Source organism: Bradyrhizobium sp. WSM2254, assembly GCF_000472645.1.
GTDB lineage: Bacteria > Pseudomonadota > Alphaproteobacteria > Rhizobiales > Xanthobacteraceae > Bradyrhizobium > Bradyrhizobium niftali.
This window is the reverse complement of the sequence record NZ_AXAB01000021.1, coordinates 58323-84486: the sequence shown is the minus strand read 5'-3', so window position 1 is coordinate 84486 and position 26164 is coordinate 58323. Positions and strand designations below refer to the sequence as shown.

The window sequence follows — 26164 nt, the reverse complement described above, 5'->3', positions numbered from 1 at the left end:
CCCGGCCGCCGGAGCGGCCGGGACAGACGCAGTTACTGTGTTATGCCAAGTTTCTTGCAGCCGGCGGCATATCGGCCCGTACAGAGCTGATCGGCCGTCTGGATCTTCTTGTCGACGATCTCCGCCTTCAGGTTTTCCTGGGTGACGACCGCCGGCACGAACAGCTTCGACGGCGCATTAAAGAGCGTGGTTTCCGCGTTGGGCGTCTCGCCGGAGAGGAATTTCACCGCCGCCTGGGCAGCCGCAGCGGCCACGATCTCGCTGGGTTTGGAAATCGTGTTGTATTGATCGCCGGCGATGACGAGCTGGAGCGCGGCAATCGTCGCATCGTTGCCCGTAACCGGCGGTACCGGATCGACGCCTGCGGCCTTGAAGGCGGCAATTGCACCACCGCCCGTGCCGTCATTGGCGGCCACTACGCCGAGGATCTTCTTGCCGAAGCGGGTGACCTGGCCGCTCGCCCATTGCTGCGCCTTCGGCGGCGCCCAGTCCGGCGTGTCGTATTCGGCAAGGATTGGATAGCCGCTCTGATCAAGACCTGCGTGGATACCCTTCTTGATGAGTCCCGCAGCGGCATCGGTCGGCGATCCATTGATTTCAAGCACGCCCTCCCCCTCCTTCGCCGTGATCTTGGCCGCCTTCAGATGTTTGATGAGCGATTCAGAGATGGCCTTCCCGATGGCTTCGTTGTCGAAGGAGACGTAGAAATCGACCTTGGCGTCGGGAACCGGCCGGTCATAGGCAATGACCTTGATGCCCTGCGACTGTGCCATCTTGACCAGGGAGGCCGCGGCGGTCGAGTCGACCGGGTCGAGCACGATCACCTTGGCGCCCTGCGAAATCACCGAATTGAACTGCTGTTGCTGCCGTGCGGCATCTGCGCTGGCGTTCTGGTAGATCACCTTGCAACTGTCGCAGAGTTTCTTCATCTCTGCCGCAAAGCCCGGATAGTCGTGTTGCTCGTAGCGGGTGGAGGCCTGGTCCGGCATGAGGAAGGCAACGGTTGCGTTCTTCACGTCTGCGGCCTGCGAAAACATGACGGTTGTGCCGAGCAGCGACAAGGCCAAGGCAATTGTGGCCGCATCTTTCGGAGAGAACTTTTTCATTTCGGATTTCCTTTCCGGAACTGGGTGTTAGAGTGCCGTCATTGATCCTTTGAAGACAGGCCTTCGCTGCTTCCGTCGCCGACGGCGCAATGAGCGCCGGTGCTCCGAAGCCGCGCAGAATCCTGGACAGACGATTCCTGTCGCGGACTGCCATCGGCATGTCCGCGTCATTCTTCCGCAATGGTCCTCCTCCTTTGCTCCTCCCCGGCTAGGCCGCGCGCGCCGCATTGATGTTGTGCGCCAACAATCGTCTGAAGCGCGAAGGCGGCATGCCCTTCTCGGCCAGAAACTGCCGGTTGAAATTGGAGAGGTTGTTGAATCCGACCTCGAAGCAGATGTCGGTGATGGAAGCCTGCTCGTCGCTCATCAAGATCTGGCAGGCGAGATTGATGCGCAGCCGCTTGACGTATTGCACCAGTGACATGCCCGTGTGCCGGCGGAACGAGCGCGAAAATGCACTTTGCGACTGACCGGCGATCGCTGCGAGCTCCGTTTCACCGAAAGGTTGCGTCAGGTTCTTCCGGATGAAGGCAAGTGCCTTGTTCATGCCCGCAGACATGTAACCAGACGGGTCGGGCAGATAGTTTGGGCTGGAGAGCGGGCGCGCCTTTCGGGCGCGACAAAGTATCCCCAAGATCATCATGAACAGCTCGATCCGGCGCACGCCGTTCGCCGTCACGATCTCCTCCATGAGTGGGGCGAGCGCGTCGCTTGTGCTGTGGGTGAAAAGCGCGCCGCGCCGAGAGAATTCCAGCAACGCGGCAAGGCCTGAAAGCTCGGGCATGACCTTCATCAGGTCGCCGATAAATTCTTCGCTGAACTGAAGGATGCGTCCGCGCAGCGGGATGGTGCACTCCGCCGGCAGATCGCTCACCCAATTATGCGGAAGGTTGGGGCCGGTGAGCACGAGATTACCCGGCTCGAATTCGCCGATAAAGTCGCCGACGAAATAGCGTCCGCTGGTGGCCACAACCTGATGGAGCTCGTATTCGGGATGGAAATGCCAGCGGACCGTGTGGAATGGGTAGCCGTGCGACCACGCCTTGAACGACTCGCCGCGCCGTATCTGGACAACTTCCAGGTCCGGTTCCATATCCGCTCCCTTCAGGCCGGTGCGGTTTGTAATAATCCGCCCCTGTTCCCTTATCGGCTGAATTTTGCTCAGCGCTTCCTCTTGCCGGGAGAGTAACGACCGGTACTTGGGCACGCCACCACGATTTCAATGTGCAACTGATACTTTTTTGATGCGCGGCACCCGGCTCGACTCCGGTAGCGCCCGACGGACGATAGGCGTGATAATCCGCGACGCAGCCGCGGATCCGGGCTGCTTCGACAACGCGCTTAAGATGGAAGAAGAACTGGCACCAGTTCGAATCTTTAGGGTGCGCTATCTCCGCGAAGCGATCTTCCGCGATAACGGCCTTGTCGAATGCGATTGCGCCGACGGATTATCCACATCCGGTAATCAAGGCTGTCAACCGCGGAATGGTCTTGCCACAACCGGAGGCCCTGCTCTCGAAAACATACGCTCACAATGGTCGTGACTGGATTTTTGTTGATCTTTCGGTGCACACGTTGTGCACACGTGGCCACCTAACCAATTGAAGAGTTTTAACTTTCGCTCCAATCCATCATGGGCCAAGTTCAGCCGACTTAAGGAAGTGTCGTCGAAGGACGTCAAATGACAGCACGCGCTCAGACGGTGTGAGAAGGCGGCTAACGGCGGTATCCGTTGGGAAGACCATCCGCCATTGGAACGACTTGAATGTGGCGCGCATGCGGTCTCGCTCATTGCAGCCTCAGGCTGCGACCGGCGTTCACCCGCGCTCGAACACGAAGTCGCGGTAACCGTTCTGGATCGCTGCGGCACAGCATTCCCGGTATTTCGGGAAGCCCCCGGTAAACAGCGACAGGCCCTGGGCCTTGTCCTTGACGTTGGTGCCGACATACCAGGTCTTCGCCTTGGTCAGCAGCGAGCGCTTGGCAAGCCTGAAGACCAGGTCCATCCAGTCGTCCTCCGCCTTCCTGGTCGGCTCGATGGTGTCGAGGCCATGATCGGCCATATGCGTGATCGCGCTTGCGATCCAGTCGACGTCGTTCTCGCTGATCCGGACAATGTTGGCCAGCGCTGCCGGACCGTTCGGCCCGGTGGTCATGAAGAGGTTCGGAAATCCCTCCATCATGAGGCCGAGATGCGACCTTGCGCCCTCCTTCCACTTCTCGTTGACGCTGCGGCGGTTGCGGCCGACGACGTCGAAGGCCGTCAGTGCGCCCGTTAGTCCGTCATAACCGGTGGCGAAGATCAGCATGTCGAGCGTGGTCTCGCGGTCTTGCGTGCGCACGCCCTGCGAGGTGACCTCCACGATTGGGTCAGTAGTGCAATCGATCAGGTGGACATTCGGCCGGTTGAACGTCTCGTAGTAACCTGTGTCCAGGCACGGGCGGCGGGCGAAGATCGGATAACCACGCGGCTTCAGCTGTTCCGCAGTGACGGGATCGACAACGACGTCGTCGATCTTGTCGCGCACGAACTCGGCCACTTGTTCGTTGGCCTCCTCGTTGCTCAGGAGGTCCGTGAAGGTACCAAGCATAGCCAGCCCGCCTGCCTTCCAGGCGTCCTCCAGCAATTCGTGGCGGCGCGATGGGGTCACGCTGAAGAACGCACGCGTCGTCCACGGACGCACACCGCCATTCGGGCTGTTGCGCGCCGCCTCGCGAATGCCGACATAGTTGCGCTTGACCTCCGCCACGTAGTCGGGGTCGAGCTTCTGGTTGCGCATCGGCATGGTGAAGCTCGGCGTGCGCTGAAACACGTAGAGCTCGCCGGCCTGCCGGCCCACCTCCTGCACGATCTGGATGCCGGTGGATCCGGTGCCGATCACGCCGACGCGCTTGCCGTCATAGCTGACGGGATGATGCGGCCATCGGCCGGCCCGCAACAGCTCGCCGGTGTAGAGTTCGACGCCGGGAATCTCAGGATCGCGGGGCACCGAGAGCGGGCCGGTCGCCATCACGCAATACGTCGCCTCGACCGTCTCGCCGCGGTCCGTCGTCACGGTCCAGAGCTTACGGGCCTCGTCCCAGACGGCGCGCACGATGCGCGTCTTGAACTGGTAGTGCCTGCGCAAGTCGAGGCGGTCGGCGACGAAGTTGAAATAAGCCAGCAGCTCCGGCTGCGAGGCGAATTCCTCCGACCAGGTCCATTCCTGCTCGACCTCGGGCGAGAACGAATAGCTGTAGTCGATGCTCGGCAAGTCGACTCGCGCCCCAGGATAGCGATTCCAATACCAGACGCCCCCGACATCGCCCCCGGCCTCGAAGGCCGCGATCTTGAGTCCCATCTCGCGGAACTTGTAGACGGCGTACAGACCGCCGAATCCGGCGCCGACGATGACGACGTCCAGGCGCGGCCCCTTCGCTTCAGAGCTGTTCATGTTTCCTCGGTTGGGTGTTTAATCGTTGAAGACGGCGTCCGCGCATTCCGGCGGAGAAGTTGGTAGATGGGATCGTCCGGATACCGCGTGCCCAATGGCAACCGAGGTCCGAAGCGGATCGCTTCGGACTCGGTCGCGGCGACCTGCTCGTCCATCCAATCATAGGCAACGACACGGCGGGCGACGCGCCATTCGTCGTCGCGTTGCTCAAAGGCGTCGCAGTAGCGGCCGGCGATCAGGAACTGCCGCACGGTGCCGTCCTTTCCGGCCCCGCGCTGCAAGGCGAGGAAGTAGGTTTCGACGACAGCTTCCCTCGGCGCGGTGAATTCGATCAGGATATTTCCGACCATATGAAGGTTGCGCGCGTCGCTCTTGAAGATTTCACCGGCCCATTGGAAGAAGCCTTCGACCGGTCCCGAATACGGGCCGTGCTGGTCGGTGGCGTCCGGCCAGTAGGCGCTGCGGAGTGCGGCTTCATCAGCCCGATCGACCCCACGGCAATAGCGATAGATACAGTCGCGGATCGCTTCCCTGTCGAGCAGCTCGGCGATCCTCTCTTGAGGTATGGTCATATCAGAGCCTCTCTCAGCCCCCGCGCGATGCGTGGACGCATCGGCCTCTCCCTTGACGGGGGCGACCATCTCATGTGCAGTGGACGCAACCAACAAAACTGCATACGCGAAGCCAAATTTCACATTCTTGAATTTGCTGCGGCCAAGGGAGGGTAAATTGCGATCGCAGCCGACGACTTCAGCCTCGATTTCCGCGGCCGGGTCGACCGTCAAATCCGCCTTGCGCGCGATCGAAATCCTCGAGCTCTTCATGCGTGCGCGGCAACCGCGCGCGATGTCCGAGATCGGCGCGGCCCTAGGCTATCCAGCGTCCAGCACCACGGTCCTGCTCAAGACGCTGGTCAGCCTCGGCTACCTGAATTTCGACCGCAGGAGGCGAGTCTATTTCCCGACACCGAAGGTGACCTCGCTGGGCGACTGGATTCCGAAATCTCTCTTCGGCGACAGCCGCGTGCTGGAGGCGATGCATGACGTTCATGCCGCAACCGGTGAAGCCGTTGCGCTCGGGACGACCAACGACGTGTATCTGCAATACGTCAAGATCGTGCAGTCCATCCACCCGCTGCGCTTTCACGTCGATGAGGGAACGCTGAGACCGCTGACGCAGTCCGCCCTCGGCTGGCTCCTGATGTCGACAATGTCCGACGAGAAGGTCGACAACATCGTGCGCCGCGCGAACATCGCTACGCCGAACGCGGCCGACCGGGTCAAGCTTCCGGACATGATGAAGCGGATTCGCCAGATCCGGGGCAAGGGCTATTGCTCTACGGAAAATATCCCTTTGCTGGGCGGCGCGACCATTTGCGTCCTGCTGCCGACCACGATCCAGAACCAGCCCGTTGCCTTAGGGCTCGGCGGTGTTGCCGAGCGGATCAAGCAGAATGCCAGCCGCTATCTCAGCGTTTTGCAGCAGGCCGCCCGATCGGTGAAAGCCAAGAATGCGTCGAGCGCGCCGGACGACGGCAGCGCGTGACGTGCGCCGGCCAGGCGGAGACTTACCTCTCACTCCTGCAGCGCCTCCTCCCGCTGCGTGCGGATCGTGGGCAGCATGATCAGGATCACAGCGATTGCGGCCGCAGCCAGCAAGCCGGCCGACAATGGCGAGGTCAGGAACACGCTGACGTCGCCCCGCGACAGCACCATGGCGCGGCGGAAATTCTCCTCGATCGCGGGTCCGAGCACCAGTCCCAGCAACAACGGTGCAGCCGGCAGTTGCAACTTGATCAGGACATAGCCGAACACGCAGAACAATGCGGCCTCGTAAACCTCGAAGGTGCCGCTGTTGATCGAATAGACGCCGATCGAGCAAAACACCATGATCGCCGGGAAAAGATAGCGATAGGGAATAGTGAGAAGCTTCACCCACAGCCCGACCAACGGCAGATTGAGGATCAGCAGCATCAGATTGCCGACCCACATCGAGGCGATCAGGCCCCAGAACAGGGTCGGGTTCTTGGTCATGACTTCCGGACCGGGATGGATGTTGTGGATGTTCATGGCGCCGACCATCAGCGCCATCACGACGTTGGACGGCACGCCGAGCGTCAGCAGGGGGATGAACGAGGTCTGGGCGCCTGCATTATTGGCCGATTCCGGACCGGCAACGCCCTCGATCGCACCCTTGCCGAACTGCTCGGGGTGTTTCGACAGCTTCTTCTCCAGCGTGTAGGAGGCGAACGACGACAGCACCGCGCCGCCACCCGGCAGCACGCCGAGCAACGTGCCGAGCGCGGTGCCGCGCAGCATCGCCGGAACCATGCGCCGGAAATCCTCTCGCGTCGGAAACAGGTTGGCGATCTTCTGCGTCACCAGCGACAGTTTGTCGTCCTGCTCGAGGTTCTTCACAATCTCGGCGAAGCCGAAGATGCCCATCGCCAGCGGGACGAAATCGAGGCCGTCGAACAGCTGCGGAATGCCGAAGGCGAAGCGCTGCGTTCCCGTGCTGAGGTCGGTGCCGACGAGGCTCAGGAGCATGCCGAGTACGACGATGCCGATGCCTTCGATGAAGGGCCCGCTCGACAGCACCGAGGCTAGGATGAGGCCGAGGATCATCAGCGCGAAGAATTCCTTCGGCCCGAACAGCAGCGCCGCCGCCGTGAGCGGCCCGGCCAGCGCCGCAAGCGCCAGCGTCGCTACGCAACCGGCGAAGAACGATCCGATCGCCGCCGTCGACAGAGCGACGCCGGCCCGTCCCTGCTTGGCCATCTGATAGCCGTCGATCGTGGTGACGACGGAGGAGGACTCGCCGGGCAGATTGACCACGATCGCGGTGGTCGAGCCGCCGTACTGCGCGCCATAATAGATGCCTGCCAGCATGATCAGAGCCGAATCGGGCTGCAGCGCATAGGTGATCGGAAGCAGCATCGCGATGGTGGCGAGCGGGCCAAGGCCCGGCAGCACGCCGATCAGCGTCCCCAGCAGGCAGCCAAAGAAGGCGTAGAGCAGATTGGCCGGCTGGGCCGCGGTGGAGAATCCGATTCCAAGATTATGAAAGAGATCCATCGGACCGAGCCTTCAATTGAACAGCGCCGGCCAAACCGGAAGCTGCAAGCCGAGACCGTAGACGAACACCAGCAGGCACAGCACGATCAGGACGGTTGCGTTGGCCAGCGCGCCCTTCCAGGAGAATTCAGGACTGGCTCTGCTCGACACCACGATCAGCACGAACAGGGCACCTATGAGACCGAGCGGAAACAGCAGACAGGCAAACAGGACCACCGAGCCTGCGACCCAGGCGAGACCCTTCACGTCCCAGCGCTGCACCCCCTGTCGCTCTGCCGTTCGCCTCACCGCTCCCAGCATCACGGCCAGTCCGATTGCGGCCAGCGCAATGGCAAGCAGGCGTGGAAAGTAGCCCGGTCCCATCCGTGCCGCACTGCCGGCCGGATAGTTCAGCGCCGTGACGAAGAAGAAGATTGCAAAAGCGAGGAACAACGCCCCCGAGGCAAAGGCGCGTTGGTCGCGAATGATCGGTCCTGTCATCGTCATTGACCTCCCTGCTGCTGTCTCGACGCGTCGACAGAAGGCGACTTGCTAGCCGCCGGATCGAGCGCATCCGTCAGGATCGGCACGCCGACAGCGCAGGCATGCACGCCCAGATGCGCGGTCATCTGCAGAACCTGGAGAATCTCTCGTTTGTCGATGCCGAGTCGCAACGCCCGCTTGATCTGCAAGCGCAGGCCGTGCGGATTGAGTGCGGTGAAGCATCCATTCAGGGCCAGCGAGATCAGGCAGCGCGATCGCTCGTCGAGACCACCGGTCTTGTCTTTCACCGTCAGCAGATCGAGCATCACGGCAAAATAGGAGGGATCGGCGCGCAGCCACAGATCGCAGAAGTCCGGCCAGTCCCCGAACTGCGCGACATAGGCGTCGCGAAGCGCCGTCTGCTCGTGCGAGAGACCCGCCTGATCCGCATCCAGTCCCGCCAGCGCCAGTTCCTCGGCGAGAATGCCGACACCGAGATTGCAGCCGTCGAGCCCCTGCGCCGTGGCGAGCCGCAGCACATCGACGATCTCCTGCGCGGTCGCCCCCTGCTCCAGCGCCAACTGCATGTGCAGCGCGAGCCCCGAGCGGAACAGATGCGTCGCCGATCCATCCAGCGCCACATAGATCAACTCGCACATCTTGCGCGACAGGGGGCCGGTCTCGGCGGGATAGCCGCCATAGCGGGCGTAGGTCGCCAGAAACTCCGGATCGAGCCGCAACAGCCCCTCCGTCCACGGCCGCCAGTAACCGCGGGCGCGAATGAAGGCGTCCTTCAGGACCTGTTGTTCGGGAGTGAGGTTCATGTGACGTATCCTGCAACCGCGCGATCCGGACCGGCATGGATGCTGAGTCCACCGTCGACTGTGATCACGCTGCCGGTGACATATCCGGCGTCGGGGCTGAGCAGAAACGCCGCGGTCTCGGCAACGTCTTGCGCCGATACGACGCGTCCCAGCGGCGTCCGTTCAATGGCGCGTGACGCCGTCCCTTCGGTCGGTCCCGCGGCGATGGCATTGACGCGAATGCCGTGGCCGCTCCATTCACACGCGAGCGTACGCGTGAGCATCGCGACCGCCCCCGCACTGGCGGCGGCCTCGACGTCGTCGCCCAAGGCGACATCCCCGCCGATCGATGTCAGATTGAGCAGCGAGCCGAAGCCTTGTTGCTGTAGGATGGGTCCAACCGCTTTCGCAACACGGACCGCGCCCGTCAGATGATCCGCCAGTGCTTCACCAGAGTTGCCTGCGATCACCGCATCGGCGCCCACGGCGTTCACGACGCCGTCGATGCGACCGAAGCGGCGCGCGATGCTGGCGATCACCTCGGCCATGGCGTGCTCGTCCGCATCAAGCACCTTGACCGTCGCAGCTTCAGACAGCCTCTCGGCCAACGCCCGGCCGATCGCACCGCAGGCGCCAATGACGACGTGGGTCGGCTTGCCGGTTGGCGCAGCACGGCAGTTGGTTTCTCCCGTGGGCCCGAAGCTGCCGAGCAACGAGCCGCCATCGGCCAGAAACGTCGAACCGGTGATCGACGATATGCGAGGCGAAGCCAGGAACGCGATGACCGCCGCGATCTCCTCGGGCGCAGCCATGCGGCCGAGCGGAATGCGGCGGGCCACGGCGACCGGATCGATGCGACCGCGGGCGATCAACGCTTCGACGAGCTCGGTGCGCGTATAGCCGGGCGCAACCGCGTTGACCTTGATTCCGTCGCGCGCCCAGGCACAGGCATGATGCCGCGTCATCGCCAGCACACCCGCCTTAGAGGCGCTGTAACCATTGCGAAATGGCACCGGCCGCAACGCGGCGCCGGATGCGACATTGACGATGGCGCCGCCACCGGAGCGCCGCATCACCGCAGCCGCCTGCTCCGCAGCGACAAGGCTGCCGCGCAGATTGACCGCCACGAGATTCTCAAAGGTGGAAACCGGCTGATCTACCACGCCAAGCCCATCCGTGTCGGTCCGGCCGGCATTGTTGACGAGCACGTCGAGGCCACCAAGCCGGTGGACACAAGACTCCACCATCTCCGCCACCTGCTCGGGCTGCGCCATGTCGACGCCGAAGAAGGCATGCGCTGCGCCAAGCTCACGGGCGCGGCTTGCCGCCTTGTCGACGTCGATGTCGGCGATCAGCACCCGGGCGCCTTCAGCCGCAAAGCGCCGCGCGGCCGCCCAACCGATCCCGGCAGCGGCCCCCGTGATCAGGACGACACGTCCGTTCCGCTCAGCTTGCCGTTCCGCGCGCATCACAACCGGCCCCGCTATGCCGCTCAGGCGATGTTGGTAAGCACCATCCCGCCGTCGAGCGTCAGCACCTGTGCCGAGATGAAGCCGCTGTCGTCGCCGACGAGGAAGGCGATCGCCCTGGCGATATCGTCCACCGTGCCGAGCCGACCCAGCGGCGTCCGTGCGATCCGGCGCGCATCGAGCTCGGCGTTGCGGTTGCGCATCGTGCCCTCGGTCGGAATCGCCGACGGCGCGACCGCATTCACGCGGATCTTGCGTTCGCCGAGCTCGGCGGCAGCGGCCCGCGTAATGCCCATCACGCCGGCCTTGATGCCGCTATAGACGATGCTGTTCTTGGCCGAGATCAAGCCCGCGACCGACGCGACGTTGACGATCGCGCCGCCGCGCTCGGCATCCATCGCCTCGGCCGCGGCCTGAATGCCCCAGATGATCGCCTTGAAGCCGATATCGAGCATGCGATCCACGGTCTCGGGGGCGATGTCGGGTACCGACTGGTAGCGAACCCAGGCCGCATTGTTGACGAGGATATCCAGGCGGCCCTGCCGCTCCGCAAAGCCGAGCACCGCCGTCCGCATTCCGTCGCGGCTCGCGACATTCTGGGTGATCGCGACGGCCTCGCCGCCGGCCGCCTTGATCGCATCCACGGTGCCAGCGACGAACTCAGGCTTGAGATCGTTGACGCCGACGATGGCTCCGCGCGAGGCCAACAGCAGCGCGGTCGCGCGTCCGATTCCGTTGCCGGCCCCGGTCACCAGCGCAACACGCCCCGCGAGCGGCTTGTCCTTGGCATCAGTCATTGTGGTTTTCCTTCTCTATGCTCGCACAGCGATATCAGACGCCGCAGCGATGGCGGCCACGGTGCGACGGCCGAGCCCAGCCAACACTTCGCTGGCATTGCCTTGCGCCTGCAAGGCGCGGACACGGCGGAGATGCCGGTGCACCGGCACGTCCCAGGTGAATCCCATGCCGCCATGAACCTGCAGCGCGCCTTCGCTGATCGCGCAGCCATATGTCGCCGCAGCGAGAAACACCGCATCGCGTTCCAGCGCACCAGCCTCGTCGCCGACGCTGCGCGTGATCGCGTGACGGATGCCTTCAAGCGCAAGCTTCTGCCGCGCCAGCGAATGCCGCAGCGCCTGATTGTAGGACAGGGCGCGTCCGAACTGCCGGCGCGTCGACGCGTGCTCCTGCGCCATGGCCAAGCACGTCTCGGCGGATCCGAGGATGGCGGCGGCGCGCAGCACATTGGCGTCGGAGCACAGCACGCTCCAGGCGGTCTCCGGCACGACACTCGCCGCCGGTACGGCGACTCCCTGCAAGCGAACCGCATGATCGGGCACCGTCAGATCGAGGCCCGCAGCGTCTTCGATGACAACACCCTCGCTGTCGGTCGGCACCAGCACTGCACCGCCGGTGTTGAGCCGCACCAGAAGGGTATCCGCGTCGCGGACACCGGCCGCGCGCGCAACGCAGCCGCCGAGCACGATGGATTCGCCTTCGCGTTCGGCGCTCACGCTGCCCTGCCATGCGATCGTCGCCAGCATATCGCCGGACACGACCGCCTCTGCCGCACGCGGCAGCGCCTCCTTCAGCGCGCGCGACAGCAACAGCACCTCCATCAGGGGAAAGCTAAGCAGGCCCGAGCTGGCCGCTGCGACCACCGGGACCGCAAAGGCCAGCGGCAAGTCGAGCCCTCCGACCTCTTCCGACGCAATCACGCCCAGCAGCCCGGCATTGGCGAGGTGCTTCGCCTGCTCGCGCGGACCAAGCGCCGCGCAATCCGCCACCGCGCGAGCCGCCGTCACCGCGAACTCGCTCGGCTGCAGTCCTTCGCCGATCAAAGTCGTCATCACTTGCCTTTCGAAAGCTGCAGGATTCGGTCGGCGATGATGCCGAGCTGAATTTCCGTGGTACCGGCGTAGATTGTCTCTGCACGCGCCTGCAGATAGATCGCCTCGAAGCGGCGGCGCGCGACCTGCACGGCCGGAAGCTGCGGCAACGACGGTTGCGACAACAGCTCCAGCGCGAGCGCGGCAAAGCGCTGATGTGCCTCGCTCCAGTGCAGTTTCGCGAGACTGCCGCGCGCACCGATCTTGTCGCCGTTGGCCAGCGCGTCGACCGCAGTCTCGACATGCGCCTTCAGCACCTCGATATCGACCACGACCTCGCCGATTTTGGCCTCGTAACGCGGGTTCGCGACCAGCTGCGCCAGCGCCGGATCGCCCTTGCAGGCCGAAATTAGATGGCGAAGTTCGTTCTCGAAGCGCCACGACCGGTACATACGGTTGGTCGCCCGCTCGATTTCGAGCACGCGGATCGCCGCGTTCCAGCCTTCATCGGGTGCGCCGAGCGCGTCGGATTGCAGCACCTCGACGTCGTCGAAGAACACCTCGCAAAAGCTCTCGCGATCGTCGATCGACTTGATCGGCCGCACGCGGACGCCCTTGGCATCGAGGCGTACCGCGAACATGGCGAGACCGCGATGTCGATCCTCCAGCGGTCCGGTCCGCGCGAGCACCAGACAGCGCTGGGCGCGATACGCCCCGCTGGTCCAGATCTTCTGACCGGTGATCCGCCAAATGTCGCCGTCTCGGGTCGCGCGTGTCCGCAGACCCGCCAGGTCCGAGCCCGCTTCCGGCTCGGAAAAGCCCTGGCACCAGATATCCCGCATCTCGAGGATCGCGGGCAGGAAGCGGTGCTTCTGCTCCTCGGTGCCGACAGCAAGAATGATCGGACCGGCAAGCTCCTTGCCGATCGAATTGACGCTTTCGGGCATCGCGAGCGCGCCGATCTCCTGGTTGGCGATCAGGTGCTCCCGCAACGTCCGGCCATGGCCACCATAGGCCTTCGGCCAGGTGATGCCGGCAAGCCCGGCGCGGTACAGCGCGGCTTCCCATTCAATCGATTGCTGCAGGCTCGGCGACGCGAAGGCCGCACTGTCGCTGCGAAAGCTCGCCGGCAGATTGGCACGCAGCCAACGACGCATCGCCACCCGATAGGCCTCGCCGGACAATTCGCCGGCCGTGGCCGTTGCAGGCTGCGCCGTATCAATGACTGTCATGTCGATTTCCCGCGTTAGCTGAACCTTGGGTCGACACCAGCTGCGCTGGCGGCCGGCGTCGTCCCGCTTCTTCCGATCACTGCGTCTTGAGCAGATCGCAGGCGCTCTCCGAGGCCGGCCGCCAGGCGTCCTCGGCCGGAATAGTCCCCGTGATCTCATAATAGTCGAAGGCGTATTTCGACTCGGCCGGCGTCTTGATGCGAGCCACGTAGAGCGGCCGCATCACCTGGCCGTCGGCCCGGATGCTCACATCCTTCATCTCGAAATCGTTGATCGACGTCTTCTTCATCTGCTTCATCACGGCCTCGCCATCGTCGGTGCCCGTGGCCGCGATCGCCTTGAGATAGTGCGTGATCGCGCTGTAGGTGGCGGACTTGGCTTCGTTTAGGATCTGGCCGTTGGACGCTTCGCTAAAACGCTTGGAAAAGGCGCGCGTCTCGGGAGTCATGTCCCAATAGAAGGGCGTGGTCAGGCGCACATTCTGCAGATCACGGAGCCCGATCCCTTGCGCCTGGTTGATCATGAGTCCGAGCGGCACTAGCAGCTGCTTCTGCGACAGGCCGAATTCTTGCGCCTGCTTGATGGCGTTGCCGAAATCCGATCCGGAATTGGCAACGGCGATCGCCTTGGCGCCGCTCGCCTGCGCGGTCAGCAGGAATGACGAAAAGTCCGACGTGTTGAGCGGATGCAGCACCGATCCCACGACTTTGCCGCCGCCCGCCTTGATGAAGTTCGTGGCGTCAGCCTGCCAACCCTTGCCGAAGGCGTAGTCGACGGTCAGGAAGAACCAGGTATCGACGCCCTGGGACAGCAGCGCCTTCACCGTGGCCTTCGGTTGCGCATAGGTGTCGACCATCCATTGCGTAGTCATCGGCGAGCATTTGTCGTTGGTGAAGAACGAACCGGCCGTGCCCGCCAGCATGTATGGTTTCTTCCGCGCCTTCATGATGTCCGCGACGCCGAGCGCGATCGACGAGGCCGAGCAGCCGACGATGGCGTCGACGCCCTCATTGTCGAGCCAGCGCAGCGCAATGGCAACACCGACATCGGGCTTGTTCTGGTCGTCGGCGACAACGAGCTCGATCTTCTTGCCATTGACGGCACCGCCGAAATCGCTGATCGCGAGTTTCGCCGAGGCCACTGCGCCCGGCCCGCAATTGTCGGCATAGGGACCATTCTGGTCGTTCATGATGCCGATCTTGATCACATCACCGGACACGCCCTGCGCGCGCAGCGGTGTTGCCAACATCAGCAGTGCTCCCAGCATCACGGCGATGTTGAGAAGACGGGTATTGAGCTTCATCACGAGTTCCTCCCCACAAATCATTGAGCCGACTTCGCGGTTCTTGTTGATCGATGTGTTCAGTGGTCTTGCGTTGCCTTCCTGGTGTGCGGGACCAGCAACGCATCGAGCGCGACGGCGCCCTCGCCGTCCGCTTTCAGCAGCAGCGGATTGATGTCGATTTCCGACACCGCGTTCGCCTGCGCGACCGCAAAGCGCGACAGCGCCGTGATCGTCCGCGCCGCGGCCTTCAGATCCGTGCGGCGCCGTCCACGCGCCCCGTCGAGGACCGCGAACGCCTTGAGCGATCTTAGCATCGACATCGCCTGCGTCTCGCTGACGGGCGCCATCTGCACGGCGGTGTCCTGCACGATCTCCGCAAAGATGCCGCCAAGGCCGACCATCACAACCGGGCCAAACACCGGATCGATCCGGCTGCCGAGGATCAGCTCGGACAGGCCCTGGGCCATCGGCGCGACGATCACGCCATCGATCACCGCACGCGGCGCCTTGTCGGCGACACGCGCCAGCATCTGGGCATGGGCCTGTCGTACCTCTTCTTCGGAGCGCAGGCCGACAGCCACTCCTCCGACCTCCGTCTTGTGCGGAAGATCCGGCGAGGCAATCTTCAAGACCACGGGGAAGCCGATCTCACACGCCGCTCGCGCCGCCGCGTCGGCATTCGATACCAGTTGCTCGGCGAGCACGGGGATACCGACCTCCGCAAGCGCATGCTTCGCGCTAAGCTCATGCCGGAAGGCATCCGCCTTCAGCGGCGCCGCCTTGGCGATGGCGGGCGGGCTCGCCTCCTTCGGCGCAGTCGCCAGCGCCTGCAAGCGCGCCAAGGCCGCGACGATGGCGCAGCAGCCGTCAAAGCTCGGAATGGTCGGATAGCCCATCGCGTGCAACTCGGCGAGCGCGTCCGGGGGCCCCTCGACGCACAAAATGACAGGACGATCGGGATACTGCGCGCGAATATGGCGCAACGTCTCCATATAGACAGAGCGCAATCGCGGCATGTGGAGCGAGAACGGCAGCGGCAGCACGATCACATCCGTGCGGTCGTCGGCCACCACCGCCGACAGGATCTTCTGCAGCATGTCGGGCCGGCTCGACATCTGCGCGGTCGCATCGACCGGATTGCGCGCCGACGCAAACGGCACCAGCTCGAGGATCGCACGCTGCGTCACTTCACTCAGCTCCGGCAATGACAGGCCAACAGCCTGTGCAGCATCGGCAAGCAATACGCCAAAGCCACCTGACGCCGTCACGACCGCGAGGCGCGGCCCCTTCGGCAGCCGATCCGGCAACAGGATGGAGGCGGCGTGCCCGAGATCGATCAATTCCTCGATGCTGCGCACCCGCACCGCGCCGTACCGCGCCAACAGCGCGTCAAACACCGCATCCGATCCCGCCATGGCACCGGTATGGGACGCCGCCGCGGCCTGTCCCGCCTCCGACGTGCCGACCTTCAGTGCAATGACCGGCTTTCCGGCATCGCGCGCCTCGGTCAGCGCGGCGATCAGCCGGCCCGCATCGCGGCAGGCTTCGAAACAGCACAGGATCACCTTGGTCTCGGGATCGCGGGCCAGCCAGGCGATGCCGTCGGCAATATCGATGTCGCACTCATTGCCGGTGGTCATGAAGCGGCTGATGCCAGCGCCGCGATCGCTCGCCATGCGCATGGTGTAGCTGCCGAGATTGCCGCTTTGCGACACGATGCCGAGCGAGCCCGCCTTCGGCATGCTGTGCTCGAGCACGATCGAGAAGGTCGCAATGGCCCGTTCGGGAATGCTGACCGCGCCGAGGCAGTTGGGACCGAGCAGCCGCATGCCGGTCCGGCGCGCTGCCGCTTGCAGCCGATCCTGCATCGCGCGGCCCTGCTCGCCAAGCTCGGCAAAACCGGACGAGAACACGACAACGCTGCGCACGCCGCGCTCGGCGCACTGCTCGATCGCTTCGGGCGCCCTCTCGGCATCGACCGCGACGATCGCAAGATCAGGCGCCTCAGGCAGCGCGCTCACCGACCCGTAGGCCTGAAGGCCCTGAACCACGTCCGCCTTCGGGTTCACGGGGTAGATCTTGCCCGCATAGCCGTAGCGCCGCAGCAGATCCACCGGCCGGCCGCCGATCTTGGTCGCATCCTGCGACGCGCCGATAATCGCGATCGAGCGCGGCATCATCAACGCGTCGAGACCTTCTCCCGGTCGCATCGTCAGCGCCCCTTGAACACCGGCGCGCGCTTCTCCAGGAACGCCATCCGCGCCTCCTTGGCGTCCTCGGTCTTCGACAGCGCCATGGTGATGTTCTGCTCGAAGCGATAGGCGTCGCGCGGCGGCATCAGCTCGACCATGTTGGCCGCATTCTTGGCATACTCCATCGCGATCGGGCTCTTGGCCGCGATCTCGCGCGCGACCTTCATCGCTTCGGGCATGAGTTCTTCCTTGCCGGTGCAGGCCTCGATGATGCCGAGGCGATAAAGCTCGGCCGCAGGGATCCGGACGCCGGTGAAGAACATGCGGCGCATCAGCGACTTGCCGAACAGCGTGTTGAGCATCGCCGCACCGCCGGCGAGGCCGACATTGATCTCGGGCATGCCAAACACGGCTTCTTCCGACGCGTAGAAGATGTCGCAGGACGCCATCAGGCCGAGGCCGGCACCGAGCGCGACGCCGTTGATCGCGGCGATCACCGGCTTGGAGCACTCGCGGATGCAGTTCCCGGTCTCGCGGGTGATGCGGTTGTGATCGTGGAACGCGCCGACCTTCGACGGATCCGGACGGTCCTTCAGATCGGCGCCGCTGCAAAACACCTTGCCGTTGCCGGTGAGAATCGCAACGCGCACGTCGCTGCGCTCGGAAATCTCGTCGAACACTGCGACGATACGATCGCGCATTGCACGATTGAGCGCATTCACCGGAGGACGGTTCAGCGTCACGATTGCGATGTGGTCGGATATTTCGAGCGTCACGATATCGTCGGACATGGCTTCCTCCTGGCTCTTGCTTGATCTTGGTACTTCGACGTCCGGACGGCGGCGTTATCACCACCTGACCGATCGGTCAGTCGATGTGCTGATAACACCAAGCTCCACGTCTGGCAATAGTTGTGGATTTTGTCCTGTTGACTGACCGATCGGTCGGGCCATAGATTTGCGTCAACGCGACAACATATTCCCGGGGAGGAACCGCCATGACCAAGATCAGCCGACGTCAGGCCGCGACGCTCATGGCCGGCGCCATCGTCGCGCCCTTTGCTGCACCTGCGATCGTGAGCGCGCGCTCGTCACAAACCGTCTTCATCATTGTGCCCTATGGGAGCGGCGGCTCGATCGACAGCCTGATGCGTTCGATCGCCAAGGGGATGTCAGAGGTGCTCGACCAGCCCGTGCTGGTCGACAACAAGCCGGGCGCCAACGGCATCGTCGGATCGCAATATGTGGCGCGCGCAGTCAAAGATGGCTCGGTGCTGCTCGCCGGTGGCACCGGCCCGATCTCGCTCAACGTGCTGCTGCGCAAAAACCTGCCCTACAAGCTGGCGGATTTCGCTTCCGTCGCCATGCTTTGCAACGGCCCGCTGTCGCTGACCGTGAATGCGAAAATGCCGGTCACCGACATGAAGAGCTTTGTCGCTTACGCCAAGGGCCGCGACAAACCGATGTTCTATGCCACGCTCGGTCCAGGCAGCGTGACACACTTGTTCGGGATCATGATGGGGAAATCGATGGGCTTTTCAGTCACCGATGTCGCCTATCGCAACAATCCGGCATCGGTGATGGAACTGCTGTCGGGGGAATGCGACCTCAATTTCGCAACGCCTGCCGCCATCATCGAGCACGTCAAGGCCGGCAAGCTTCGACTGCTCGCCGTCTCCACCGACAAGCGCATGCCGAACCTGTCCGATGTGCCAACGTTTGCCGACTCAGGCTACCCCGAGCTCTCGGCATCATTCTGGACTGCGCTGCATGCGCCGGCCGGCACCCCGCGCGAGGCGATCGAACGGCTGAATGCAGCCGCCAACGCCGCGATGCAAAAGCCCGAGATTGCCAAACAGCTCGAGAGCGACGGCTTGCGGGCCGACCTCGGGCCGCCGCAACTGCTCGATACGCAGCTGACCAAGGACGCAGCTCTGTGGGGGCCAGTGATCACGGCGCAGCACATCGCGCTCGACTGAAACTGCTCGCCTAGCGCGCCTTTCGTCGGGGCGACTTCGGTGGTTCAACGATCGGCGGGCTGACGGATCCGTCATTCCGCAGGCCGTTGAACACCATGTCAAAGAAGACATCGGCGATCTGCTCCGGCGTCGCCGACTTGTTGGGATTGTACCACCGATGCATCCAGTTGAGCGACGACAGGATCAACCGCCCGGTCATGGGAACATCGAGCTTGCGGATCTCGCCGGCGTCGATCGCTTCCTGGATCAGTCCGCGCAGGAAGTTCTCGAACCGGTCGCGGCGCGTCAGCCGCTCCTTCTGCCGGTGTCGGTCGGGATCGTTCCAGAATGCGGTCGTCGACGCAATCCAAGCCCAGCGGTAGCGCCGGAAATATTCGGCGGTGGCGACCATGAAGGCGCGGATCTTCTGCGACGGCGGACCATCGGGAATGCGATCGCGCACGAACAGGTAAAGTTCCAGCGTGGACCCGACCGCAACACGCGCGTAGATCTCGTCCTTATTGGAGAAATGATGATACAGCAGCGATTTCGAGATGCCGCAGGCCACCGCGATGTCGCGCATCGACGTGCCGTCGAAACCCTTGGTGGCAAACAGCCGCCCGGCTTCCGCGAGAATCTGGAGGACGCGATCGGACGCCTCCGCCTGGTTGGCCACTCCGTCCTTTGTCGTCGACAATTCAACCATTGAACCCGCAATCTGACCTGACACAGAGCATCCGTGCAAATGAACGTAGTTTTTCGCCGACCGATCGGTCAAGCCCGCTCTGCCCAGGAGATCCACGAGGTGCTCCGATGAATGCACCCCCGCACATCACTCGGGTCGGAACAACCACGGATCAGCTCGGCGAGAGCCCGGTCTGGGACGATCGGACCCAGTCGCCGATCTGGATCGATTCGCTCGCAGGATCGATCCGAAGACTGTCGCCTGCGACCGGCGCGATTGAGGAACATCAGGTGCCCGCCCCGATCGGTTCGCTGGCCCTGGCGCGGAACGACCGCGCGGTGCTGGCCTTGCGTCACGGCTTCGCGCATTACGATTTCGGGACGCGGGAATTGACCGCAGGCCCCTCAATCGGCCTCGATCATCCGATGCTCCGCCTGAACGACGGCAAGGCCGATCCGTTCGGACGTTTCGTCGCCGGCACGATGCAGGGCGGGCGGGCCGAGGATGAAAAGCCACTCGGCGGCCTTTATCGCATCGATGAAGCGGGTGCGATCGAACACCTCGAGTCCGATCTCGCCGTGACCAACGGTCCCTGCTTCAGCCCTGACGGCCGGACGTTCTATCTGGCCGACACCGCACGGCGCGTGATCTGGGCTTACGACTATCGCTGCGACGGCCCCCTCTTGAACAAGCGCGTCTTCGCCGAGATGGATGCGCACGGCTCCGGCGGCGACGGCGCAACAGTCGATGCGGACGGCCATCTATGGATCGTGCTGGTACGGATCGGCGCCATCGCGCGGTTCGCGCCTGACGGAACAATGGTGCGAAAGATCGAGATGCCGGTCCGGCATCCGACCAGCGCGACCTTCGGCGGCCCGGGCCTCGATATCCTCTACGTGACGTCGATCTCGCGTAGCACCCATCTCGCCGACGACAGTCCAGGCGCCGGCGGGTTGTTCGCCGTCGAGGGTCTCGGCGTGAAGGGTCTGCCGGCCCACAGGTTTGGCATGCGCTGACGGCGCTGCGTGACATTAGGCCGATCGCTTGATCAACCGCGGCACGCTCTCGGCCATATAGTCGACGAACACCCGGATCTTCTCCGGCAGATAGTTGGCCTGCTGGAACGTGGCGTAGATGCCCTCGTCGAAGGTCGAGTTGGTGACGCGGAAGCTCGGCAAGAGACGCACCAACCGCCCACCCTTCACTTCGTCCGCGACCGTGTAGTCGTCGAGCAGTGCAATGCCGTGCCCTCGCACTGCGAGGTCGCACAGGATGATGCCGTTGTTGCTGCTGAACGAGGACGGCACGACGATCTCGCGCAGCCTGCTCTTGCGGATGAACTTCCACACCACGTCGTCAGGTCCCATCCAATAGGTCAGGCAGTTGTGCCCGGCGAGATCGTCGGGCCCGCGGAGTCGCGGCATGCGCGCAACGTAGTCCGGCGAGGCCACGAGGATGCGGTCGCTCCGCACCAACCTGCGCTGCATCAGGCCGGGATCCTTGGGCGCGGCAATCTGGAAGTCGATGTCGAACTCCTCCTCGCGAAGCTGAACGCGCCGCTCCGACAGCCGCAGCTCGACCTTCAGCTCCGGATAGAGCTTCTGGAACTGCGGGATCAGTGGCGACAGCACCTTGATGCCGAACAGCGTCCGCGAGTGCACCCGCAGCGTCCCGCGCGGCGTACTCTGCAAGGCGAGCGCCGCGGCTTCGGCATCCTCGATGCCGTGCAGCACCTGCTCGGTGCGCTGGAAGAAGATCTTACCTGCCTCGGTCAGTCCGAGATGCCGGGTGCTGCGGTTGATCAGCTGCACCCCGAGCTGGGCCTCAAGCTCCCCGACATAGCGCGACACCGACGCCGGCGAGAGCCCAACCCGACGCCCGGCGGCGGAGAAGCTGCCTTCGCGAACGGTGCTGACGAACAATTCCATGGCCTGGAGGCGATTCATCGATCTTTTCAGATTCTGCAAAAGAGATGCTCAGATTACGCCCATTGTTCGAAAAATATCAAGGCCGTAACTTTGATCCAACAAACGTGGCGGAGGACTACATCCCATGGAATTCGGCGTCTTCATTCTGGCGCAGCAGCGCGGCTATCATCAGACCTCCCAGCAGGTCATCAACAACGCGGTCGAACAGACGATTGCCGCGGAAGCCGCCGGATTCGATACGGCCTGGTACGCCGAGCACCACTTCAACAATTACAGCCTGTGCCCCTCGCCGCTGATGATGGTGGCGCATTGCGCCGGCCTCACCAAGCGGATCCGGCTCGGCACCGCGGTCTGCGTGCTGCCGCTCTATCATCCCGCGCGCCTGCTCGGCGAGATCGGCTTTGCGGACACGGTCTCGAACGGCCGCCTCGATCTCGGCATCGGCTCGGGCTATCAGCAGTTCGAGTTCGACCGCTTCGGCGTCGACCTGAAGAACTCACACGCTCTGTTCGCCGAGTTCTACGACGTGCTTGAAGCCGGCATGAAGGAACACGTCTTCTCCTATTCCGGCGAGCATCTGCATATTCCGCCAACCTCCATCGCGGTGCGCACCGTGCAGAAGCCGATGCCGCCGATCTGGGTGACGTCGGGACATGCGGAGACGCTCGGCCGCGCCATCCGCGACAGCCACAATCTGTTCGTCACCGCCCTGCTCAACGGTACCGACGCGATCAAGGCGCTGCGTGAACGTCTCGAAGGCATCGCAGCCAAGGAAGGTCGCTCGATCGACGACGTCCGCTTTGGTTTCCTGCGCTGCGGCTATGCCAGCGACAGCGAGAACGAGATCACGTCCTACCTCGATAATGCGCGCTTCCAGCGCCGTCTGTCCGAAAGCCTGAAATTCCGCCGCGCCCAGAGCGACGACGGTTATCTGATCAAGGAGGAAGCCGGACCCAACGACATGTCGCTGGAGACGATGCGCAAGAACCTACCGGTCGGCAGCGTCAACCAGGTGATCGACCGCATGCTGGAAGAGATCAGCATCCTCAAGCCGTCGCACATCGCGCTGCAAACCCAGCTCGGCGACTTCGACCAGCGCACGATGCTCAAGCAGATCGAGCTGTGGGGCAGCAACATCATCCCGGCGATCCGGAAGGAGCTGCGTAGCGGGGCCAAGGTCGCCGGCGAAGCGGTGTCGGCTTGACGGCGACCAGTCTGGAGGTGCTGGCCATGGCTTGCCAGACGTTTCCGCATGGAGCCGATCGTCGCTCGGTCGACGCGGCGGAGTTTCGGCGCGCCATGCGCAGTCTGGCCAGCGGCGTCGCCATCGTGGCAACCGGCGCGGATGACAGCCGGCGCGGGCTGACGGTCAGCTCGGTCGCATCGCTCTGCATGGATCCACCTTGCCTGCTGGTCGGGATCAATGCGAGCTCCGAGGCCCATGACGCGATCCTCGCCCATGGCAGTTTTGCGATCAGCCTCCTTGGCAGCGGCCAGCAAGATCTGGCACTGCGGTTTGCCGGCCGCGATGGCGTCAAGGGCGCCCAGCGCTTTGCGACGGCGCCATGGGATCAGGGCCTGCTCGACGTACCCGTGTTGCGGGACGCGATCGGCGTGGTCGAATGCGAGCTCTACCAGCATCAGGCAGTCGGCACCCACGGCATCTTTATTGGCCGGATCGTTGCGACGCGCGGCGGCGACGGCGGCCCGCTGGTCAATTTCCAAGGGGCCCTGCGCACCTTGCTGCATTCGGATGGCTACGAAGGGCGGCACGATGATCATAGCATGCACGTCTGACGAGATCCGGCTGACGGAGCCGTTCGAATTCGGCAAATTCAAGCTGTTGCTGAAAGGCTCGGCCGCCGCGCGATCTGCCACGATGAGAGGAATTACCTTCGTCGATGACAACAACGCGCTTGTCCCCATCAATCTTGTCCCAACACTGCCCGGACGCCCCGACGGCAGAACGTGGGAGGCGGCATACGCCAACATGGTAGCGAAAGCTCGTGAGCATGGCTGGGTCGAAACGGCAACGAATGCAATCCGAGCTCACGTCGAACGCGAGCCTTAGCTTCAGGTGATCTTCATACTCAAGACCGCACCATCCGAGACCGCATTACCCACTTCAGAAGACCTGCTCACATTGGCTGTGACAAGATTTTCCTTAATCTCCCGGTGCACACGCTGTGCACATGCCGCCTGCTAACCGGTTGAAAAATATAAACTCTCGCTCCAATCCATCATGAGCGCCACGGAAAAGAGATAATCTTGATCTTTCAACAAGTTACCCCACACTATCAAAAGACTAGAAGACGAATATACACCCTATGTGTGCACTCCAAACTAGCCAAAATTGCACACGCTTGTACCGCGGGCACTCCCAACCGGCGCTCCCGACCAGCGTGCGCACGAGCATGCGTCGCTCACGAATCTTCCCTGCCCTCCTTTTTGCGTTCGCACCTCCCGACCTCAAGCCGCCCGTTCCAGTTCAGCCGGCCCGCTCACATTGGATGCCGCAAGATTCTACAACAGAGCGACATGCGCACTCAATCGAAATGAAAATCGCTGCAAGCAACGAAATCAAAAAGTGGCTCAGCGAGGACAACGCAAAGTCCAACGTCAGCCAATGAGAGGAAGTGCTTCAACTCGACGTGAGGAACATGACGATACAGGAGGAAATGTAACAGCGAGCGCACACCGTGGCGATTGGTTTTCCGTCGATTACGGGCCGCCCAATGATGTCGAGCGCACCGGCATTCGCGGCGACACCCGGGCCCGCGACTACGTGATCCACCGCGAGTTCAAGTAACAGAAGGCGACGCCTGCAATCGCGAGCGGGTCGTGAGAAGCGCCCTGAGCGCTTTCGCGCGATCATCCTGGCGGACGGTTTCAGGCACCAGAAAGCCGCGCCGCCGCAACGCGCTCACGCCTGGTGACCACATGCTCTGGATCACCGCTTCCCCCGCCAGCATCATGTCGGCCGACTCCAGCGCCGTCTTCCAGAAACCGCAGAAATAGCCTGCGCGCTTGCGCTCGCTCAAAATCCGCATCAGTTGATCGATCTCGGTGGTCGAAATGTTTCCGATATCGTTGACCGCGCAATCCATCCGCGGGCATTTCGCCACACCCAACGATCGATTGCGCGAGCAGATCCGCCATAATCTTCTGCCCGTGCTGGCGGCGGAGCGCGTGCTTCGCCAGCTCGGCCTGCCCGACGACCGCACGGCGATCACCGAACATCGCCTGACCGTGGAGCTACTGCTGCTCGATGCGGTGCCGGCGGCGGCCGCCATGCTGGAGGCGCATCTGGCAGCGGCCGAACGGCGTAGAATCGCCCAGAGCAAGATCGTCGCGGTGCTTCCCGAACCGCGATCGATCGCGCCTTATCTGACGCGGCTCGAATGAGGCGGGCGCGCGGCATATGACGCTCAGCCGAGATTGTCGCGGATGTCTTGCATCGAGCCACGGATCACCCGCTCAGATTGCCTTCAGTGGGTTTTCTAGCTTTACCGGTGCTCACGCCGCACGCACAGCGGCGCTCGCGGGCGCACACCTGCCGCGCAACGACTACACTCCGACCAGCGATCATTCACGTGGGCGAACCTGGCATGAGGCAGCAACGCTTCTTGACCGAGGCTCATGAGAAGCCATTCGACAAGTTGGGCAGAACCGATCCCGAGGCCAGGACCTTCGCCGCTGGCGGAAATGGTCTCGCCACCCGACAAGCGGCACCGGCTCAGCGAGCCTTCAATCGAACTGCACCGGCTCCGCTCCGGGATAGGCATGCGCGACATACTCGCAGAACGCCCGAGCCGCTGGGGAAAGACGCGCCTTGCTTTTCCAGGCGAGACCCACATCCATGGTGTGAACGTCATCATCCAGGGTCTTCACATCGATGCGATGCCCCTCCAGCGACCATGGCCGATAGACCATGTCGGACAGGACCGTGATACCCATGCCGGTCGCGACCATGCTGCGGACGGCCTCCACGGACAAGGTCCGGAAGATGACGTTCGGCACATGCGGCGTCCTCTGCCAGTAACGCATCGCGGAGCGCTCGGCTTCGTCGACGGTCAGCATTAGATATGGCTCACTCGCAAGATCAGCTAGCGTGACCTTGTCCTTGTGCAGGAGCGGATGGTGCGCGCAAGTCCAGAGCCGTCGCGGCGAGCGCAACAGCAGGCGTGAGCGGATGCTGCGCCGATCGTGCAGATTGGAGACCAGCATGATGGCGGCATCGACGCTGCTGCTCACCAGGCTCTGCTCGATGGCATCGCGCTGGAATTCATGCAGTCGCACCGTGATGCCGGGAAACGAACGCCAGAACCGCGACAGCAGCGGCGGCAGGAAATAGCCTGCCACCGTGTAGCTGACCGCGACGTCCACCGTGCCGTCGACCTGGGTTCCCCAGCGATGCGGCCCCTGCATCGCATCCGACACGCTCGCCTCGATCGCACGGGCGCGCTGCAGGAATTGCTGACCATCGACAGTGAGCGTCACGCCGTTCGAATGCCGATCGAACAGCTTGCGCCCGAGATCGGCTTCAAGCGCCTTGATCGACGCGGTGACGGCCGATTGGGTCACATTGAGCGCAGCGGCCGCCGCCGAGACCCTGCCGGACTCGGCGGTGGCGATGAAATGGCGGACCTGACGGAAAGTCAGCGTCATCAATTTTTCCGATATCAGTGACCAGTATTTCGAATTTTAC

Annotated in this window: 25 protein-coding genes; 7 read left to right on the top strand and 18 right to left on the bottom strand. The window is 63.4% G+C overall.

What is annotated here, in order from left to right; all coding sequences use genetic code 11:
• Positions 1-32 precede the first annotated feature (32 nt).
• The 4 genes from A3M7_RS0115970 to A3M7_RS0115955 form a co-directional block, all read right to left on the bottom strand.
• Complete coding sequence (locus tag A3M7_RS0115970) at positions 33-1106, bottom strand: sugar ABC transporter substrate-binding protein (protein WP_027544838.1); 1074 nt, start codon at positions 1104-1106, stop codon at positions 33-35.
• 208 nt (positions 1107-1314) lie between these two features.
• Positions 1315-2199, bottom strand: a complete 885-nt coding sequence (locus A3M7_RS0115965) for an AraC family transcriptional regulator (protein WP_027544837.1) — start codon at positions 2197-2199, stop codon at positions 1315-1317.
• A 724-nt stretch (positions 2200-2923) separates the two neighbouring features.
• Positions 2924-4540, bottom strand: coding sequence for an NAD(P)/FAD-dependent oxidoreductase (locus tag A3M7_RS44255; protein ID WP_049823441.1), 1617 nt, complete (start codon positions 4538-4540; stop codon positions 2924-2926).
• Positions 4537-5325, bottom strand: a complete 789-nt coding sequence (locus A3M7_RS0115955; RefSeq protein WP_371090190.1) for a nuclear transport factor 2 family protein — start codon at positions 5323-5325, stop codon at positions 4537-4539. The genes A3M7_RS44255 and A3M7_RS0115955 overlap by 4 nt, the downstream gene beginning before the upstream one ends.
• A 7-nt stretch (positions 5326-5332) precedes the next feature.
• On the opposite strand from A3M7_RS0115955, the gene A3M7_RS0115950 reads away from it, so the two are divergent.
• The gene (locus tag A3M7_RS0115950; RefSeq protein WP_198033750.1) at positions 5333-6085 is read left to right on the top strand and encodes an IclR family transcriptional regulator; all 753 of its coding nucleotides are present in this window, start codon (positions 5333-5335) and stop codon (positions 6083-6085) included.
• 29 nt (positions 6086-6114) lie between these two features.
• On the opposite strand, the gene A3M7_RS0115945 is transcribed toward A3M7_RS0115950, so the two are convergent.
• From A3M7_RS0115945 to A3M7_RS0115900, 10 genes are all read right to left on the bottom strand, one after another.
• Positions 6115-7614 (bottom strand): tripartite tricarboxylate transporter permease, encoded by a 1500-nt coding sequence (locus A3M7_RS0115945; RefSeq protein ID WP_027544834.1) that lies wholly within the window; start codon positions 7612-7614, stop codon positions 6115-6117.
• A gap of 12 nt (positions 7615-7626) precedes the next feature.
• Positions 7627-8094 (bottom strand): tripartite tricarboxylate transporter TctB family protein, encoded by a 468-nt coding sequence (locus A3M7_RS0115940; protein WP_027544833.1) that lies wholly within the window; start codon positions 8092-8094, stop codon positions 7627-7629.
• A 2-nt stretch (positions 8095-8096) separates the two neighbouring features.
• Complete coding sequence (locus A3M7_RS44250) at positions 8097-8900, bottom strand: carboxymuconolactone decarboxylase family protein (RefSeq protein WP_049823439.1); 804 nt, start codon at positions 8898-8900, stop codon at positions 8097-8099.
• On the bottom strand, positions 8897-10348 hold the full coding sequence (locus A3M7_RS44245) for an SDR family oxidoreductase (RefSeq protein WP_049823438.1): 1452 nt from the start codon (positions 10346-10348) through the stop codon (positions 8897-8899). The genes A3M7_RS44250 and A3M7_RS44245 overlap by 4 nt, the downstream gene beginning before the upstream one ends.
• A 23-nt stretch (positions 10349-10371) precedes the next feature.
• A complete protein-coding gene (locus A3M7_RS0115925) occupies positions 10372-11145 on the bottom strand; it encodes an SDR family NAD(P)-dependent oxidoreductase (RefSeq protein WP_027544832.1) in 774 nt (257 codons plus the stop codon).
• A 15-nt stretch (positions 11146-11160) separates the two neighbouring features.
• Positions 11161-12198, bottom strand: a complete 1038-nt coding sequence (locus tag A3M7_RS44240) for an acyl-CoA dehydrogenase family protein (RefSeq protein WP_049823437.1) — start codon at positions 12196-12198, stop codon at positions 11161-11163.
• Positions 12198-13409, bottom strand: a complete 1212-nt coding sequence (locus tag A3M7_RS0115915; RefSeq protein WP_027544831.1) for an acyl-CoA dehydrogenase — start codon at positions 13407-13409, stop codon at positions 12198-12200. Before A3M7_RS0115915 ends, A3M7_RS44240 begins: the two co-directional genes overlap by 1 nt.
• A gap of 76 nt (positions 13410-13485) precedes the next feature.
• Complete coding sequence (locus tag A3M7_RS0115910) at positions 13486-14712, bottom strand: ABC transporter substrate-binding protein (RefSeq protein WP_027544830.1); 1227 nt, start codon at positions 14710-14712, stop codon at positions 13486-13488.
• Positions 14713-14771: 59 nt separating this feature from the next.
• Complete coding sequence (locus A3M7_RS0115905) at positions 14772-16904, bottom strand: acetate--CoA ligase family protein (RefSeq protein WP_027544829.1); 2133 nt, start codon at positions 16902-16904, stop codon at positions 14772-14774.
• Positions 16905-16906: 2 nt separating this feature from the next.
• Positions 16907-17677, bottom strand: coding sequence for an enoyl-CoA hydratase/isomerase family protein (locus tag A3M7_RS0115900; protein WP_027544828.1), 771 nt, complete (start codon positions 17675-17677; stop codon positions 16907-16909).
• A gap of 206 nt (positions 17678-17883) precedes the next feature.
• Here A3M7_RS0115900 and A3M7_RS0115895 point away from each other — a divergent pair, with 206 nt between their 5' ends.
• On the top strand, positions 17884-18864 hold the full coding sequence (locus A3M7_RS0115895; RefSeq protein ID WP_027544827.1) for a tripartite tricarboxylate transporter substrate binding protein: 981 nt from the start codon (positions 17884-17886) through the stop codon (positions 18862-18864).
• A gap of 10 nt (positions 18865-18874) precedes the next feature.
• Here A3M7_RS0115895 and A3M7_RS0115890 read toward each other — a convergent pair whose 3' ends face one another.
• Positions 18875-19549, bottom strand: coding sequence for a TetR/AcrR family transcriptional regulator (locus A3M7_RS0115890; RefSeq protein ID WP_027544826.1), 675 nt, complete (start codon positions 19547-19549; stop codon positions 18875-18877).
• Positions 19550-19656: 107 nt separating this feature from the next.
• On the opposite strand from A3M7_RS0115890, the gene A3M7_RS0115885 reads away from it, so the two are divergent.
• On the top strand, positions 19657-20544 hold the full coding sequence (locus A3M7_RS0115885; RefSeq protein WP_027544825.1) for an SMP-30/gluconolactonase/LRE family protein: 888 nt from the start codon (positions 19657-19659) through the stop codon (positions 20542-20544).
• Positions 20545-20559: 15 nt separating this feature from the next.
• Here the strand turns inward: A3M7_RS0115885 and A3M7_RS0115880 are convergent, their stop codons facing one another.
• Positions 20560-21474 (bottom strand): LysR family transcriptional regulator, encoded by a 915-nt coding sequence (locus A3M7_RS0115880; RefSeq protein WP_027544824.1) that lies wholly within the window; start codon positions 21472-21474, stop codon positions 20560-20562.
• A gap of 106 nt (positions 21475-21580) precedes the next feature.
• On the opposite strand from A3M7_RS0115880, the gene A3M7_RS0115875 reads away from it, so the two are divergent.
• From A3M7_RS0115875 to A3M7_RS0115865, 3 genes are read left to right on the top strand one after another with little or no spacing between them, the layout of a single operon-like run.
• The gene (locus tag A3M7_RS0115875) at positions 21581-22660 is read left to right on the top strand and encodes an LLM class flavin-dependent oxidoreductase (RefSeq protein ID WP_027544823.1); all 1080 of its coding nucleotides are present in this window, start codon (positions 21581-21583) and stop codon (positions 22658-22660) included.
• Positions 22657-23253 (top strand): flavin reductase family protein, encoded by a 597-nt coding sequence (locus A3M7_RS44235; RefSeq protein ID WP_245284260.1) that lies wholly within the window; start codon positions 22657-22659, stop codon positions 23251-23253. Before A3M7_RS0115875 ends, A3M7_RS44235 begins: the two co-directional genes overlap by 4 nt.
• A complete protein-coding gene (locus A3M7_RS0115865) occupies positions 23231-23527 on the top strand; it encodes a hypothetical protein (protein WP_027544822.1) in 297 nt (98 codons plus the stop codon). The genes A3M7_RS44235 and A3M7_RS0115865 overlap by 23 nt, the downstream gene beginning before the upstream one ends.
• Before the next feature lie 730 nt (positions 23528-24257).
• Here A3M7_RS0115865 and A3M7_RS0115860 read toward each other — a convergent pair.
• Positions 24258-24563, bottom strand: a complete 306-nt coding sequence (locus A3M7_RS0115860; protein WP_027544821.1) for a hypothetical protein — start codon at positions 24561-24563, stop codon at positions 24258-24260.
• Here A3M7_RS0115860 and A3M7_RS0115855 point away from each other — a divergent pair.
• On the top strand, positions 24547-24861 hold the full coding sequence (locus A3M7_RS0115855) for a hypothetical protein (RefSeq protein ID WP_156936888.1): 315 nt from the start codon (positions 24547-24549) through the stop codon (positions 24859-24861). The two genes, A3M7_RS0115860 and A3M7_RS0115855, sit on opposite strands and share 17 nt — an antisense overlap.
• A gap of 342 nt (positions 24862-25203) precedes the next feature.
• On the opposite strand, the gene A3M7_RS0115850 is transcribed toward A3M7_RS0115855, so the two are convergent.
• Positions 25204-26124: a LysR substrate-binding domain-containing protein gene (locus A3M7_RS0115850; RefSeq protein WP_025576019.1), complete on the bottom strand. Its 921-nt coding sequence runs from the start codon at positions 26122-26124 to the stop codon at positions 25204-25206.
• Positions 26125-26164: the final 40 nt, after the last annotated feature.

Coding starts and splice junctions, on each gene's coding strand:
- A3M7_RS0115970 (WP_027544838.1), bottom strand. CDS start 1,106: ATGAAAAAGTTCTCTCCGAAAGATGCGGCCACAATTGCCTTGGCCTTG.
- A3M7_RS0115965 (WP_027544837.1), bottom strand. CDS start 2,199: ATGGAACCGGACCTGGAAGTTGTCCAGATACGGCGCGGCGAGTCGTTC.
- A3M7_RS44255 (WP_049823441.1), bottom strand. CDS start 4,540: ATGAACAGCTCTGAAGCGAAGGGGCCGCGCCTGGACGTCGTCATCGTC.
- A3M7_RS0115945 (WP_027544834.1), bottom strand. CDS start 7,614: ATGGATCTCTTTCATAATCTTGGAATCGGATTCTCCACCGCGGCCCAG.
- A3M7_RS0115940 (WP_027544833.1), bottom strand. CDS start 8,094: ATGACAGGACCGATCATTCGCGACCAACGCGCCTTTGCCTCGGGGGCG.
- A3M7_RS44250 (WP_049823439.1), bottom strand. CDS start 8,900: ATGAACCTCACTCCCGAACAACAGGTCCTGAAGGACGCCTTCATTCGC.
- A3M7_RS44245 (WP_049823438.1), bottom strand. CDS start 10,348: ATGCGCGCGGAACGGCAAGCTGAGCGGAACGGACGTGTCGTCCTGATC.
- A3M7_RS0115925 (WP_027544832.1), bottom strand. CDS start 11,145: ATGACTGATGCCAAGGACAAGCCGCTCGCGGGGCGTGTTGCGCTGGTG.
- A3M7_RS44240 (WP_049823437.1), bottom strand. CDS start 12,198: ATGACGACTTTGATCGGCGAAGGACTGCAGCCGAGCGAGTTCGCGGTG.
- A3M7_RS0115915 (WP_027544831.1), bottom strand. CDS start 13,409: ATGACAGTCATTGATACGGCGCAGCCTGCAACGGCCACGGCCGGCGAA.
- A3M7_RS0115910 (WP_027544830.1), bottom strand. CDS start 14,712: ATGAAGCTCAATACCCGTCTTCTCAACATCGCCGTGATGCTGGGAGCA.
- A3M7_RS0115905 (WP_027544829.1), bottom strand. CDS start 16,904: ATGCGACCGGGAGAAGGTCTCGACGCGTTGATGATGCCGCGCTCGATC.
- A3M7_RS0115900 (WP_027544828.1), bottom strand. CDS start 17,677: ATGTCCGACGATATCGTGACGCTCGAAATATCCGACCACATCGCAATC.
- A3M7_RS0115895 (WP_027544827.1), top strand. CDS start 17,884: ATGACCAAGATCAGCCGACGTCAGGCCGCGACGCTCATGGCCGGCGCC.
- A3M7_RS0115890 (WP_027544826.1), bottom strand. CDS start 19,549: ATGGTTGAATTGTCGACGACAAAGGACGGAGTGGCCAACCAGGCGGAG.
- A3M7_RS0115885 (WP_027544825.1), top strand. CDS start 19,657: ATGAATGCACCCCCGCACATCACTCGGGTCGGAACAACCACGGATCAG.
- A3M7_RS0115880 (WP_027544824.1), bottom strand. CDS start 21,474: ATGAATCGCCTCCAGGCCATGGAATTGTTCGTCAGCACCGTTCGCGAA.
- A3M7_RS0115875 (WP_027544823.1), top strand. CDS start 21,581: ATGGAATTCGGCGTCTTCATTCTGGCGCAGCAGCGCGGCTATCATCAG.
- A3M7_RS0115865 (WP_027544822.1), top strand. CDS start 23,231: ATGATCATAGCATGCACGTCTGACGAGATCCGGCTGACGGAGCCGTTC.
- A3M7_RS0115860 (WP_027544821.1), bottom strand. CDS start 24,563: ATGGATTGCGCGGTCAACGATATCGGAAACATTTCGACCACCGAGATC.
- A3M7_RS0115850 (WP_025576019.1), bottom strand. CDS start 26,124: ATGACGCTGACTTTCCGTCAGGTCCGCCATTTCATCGCCACCGCCGAG.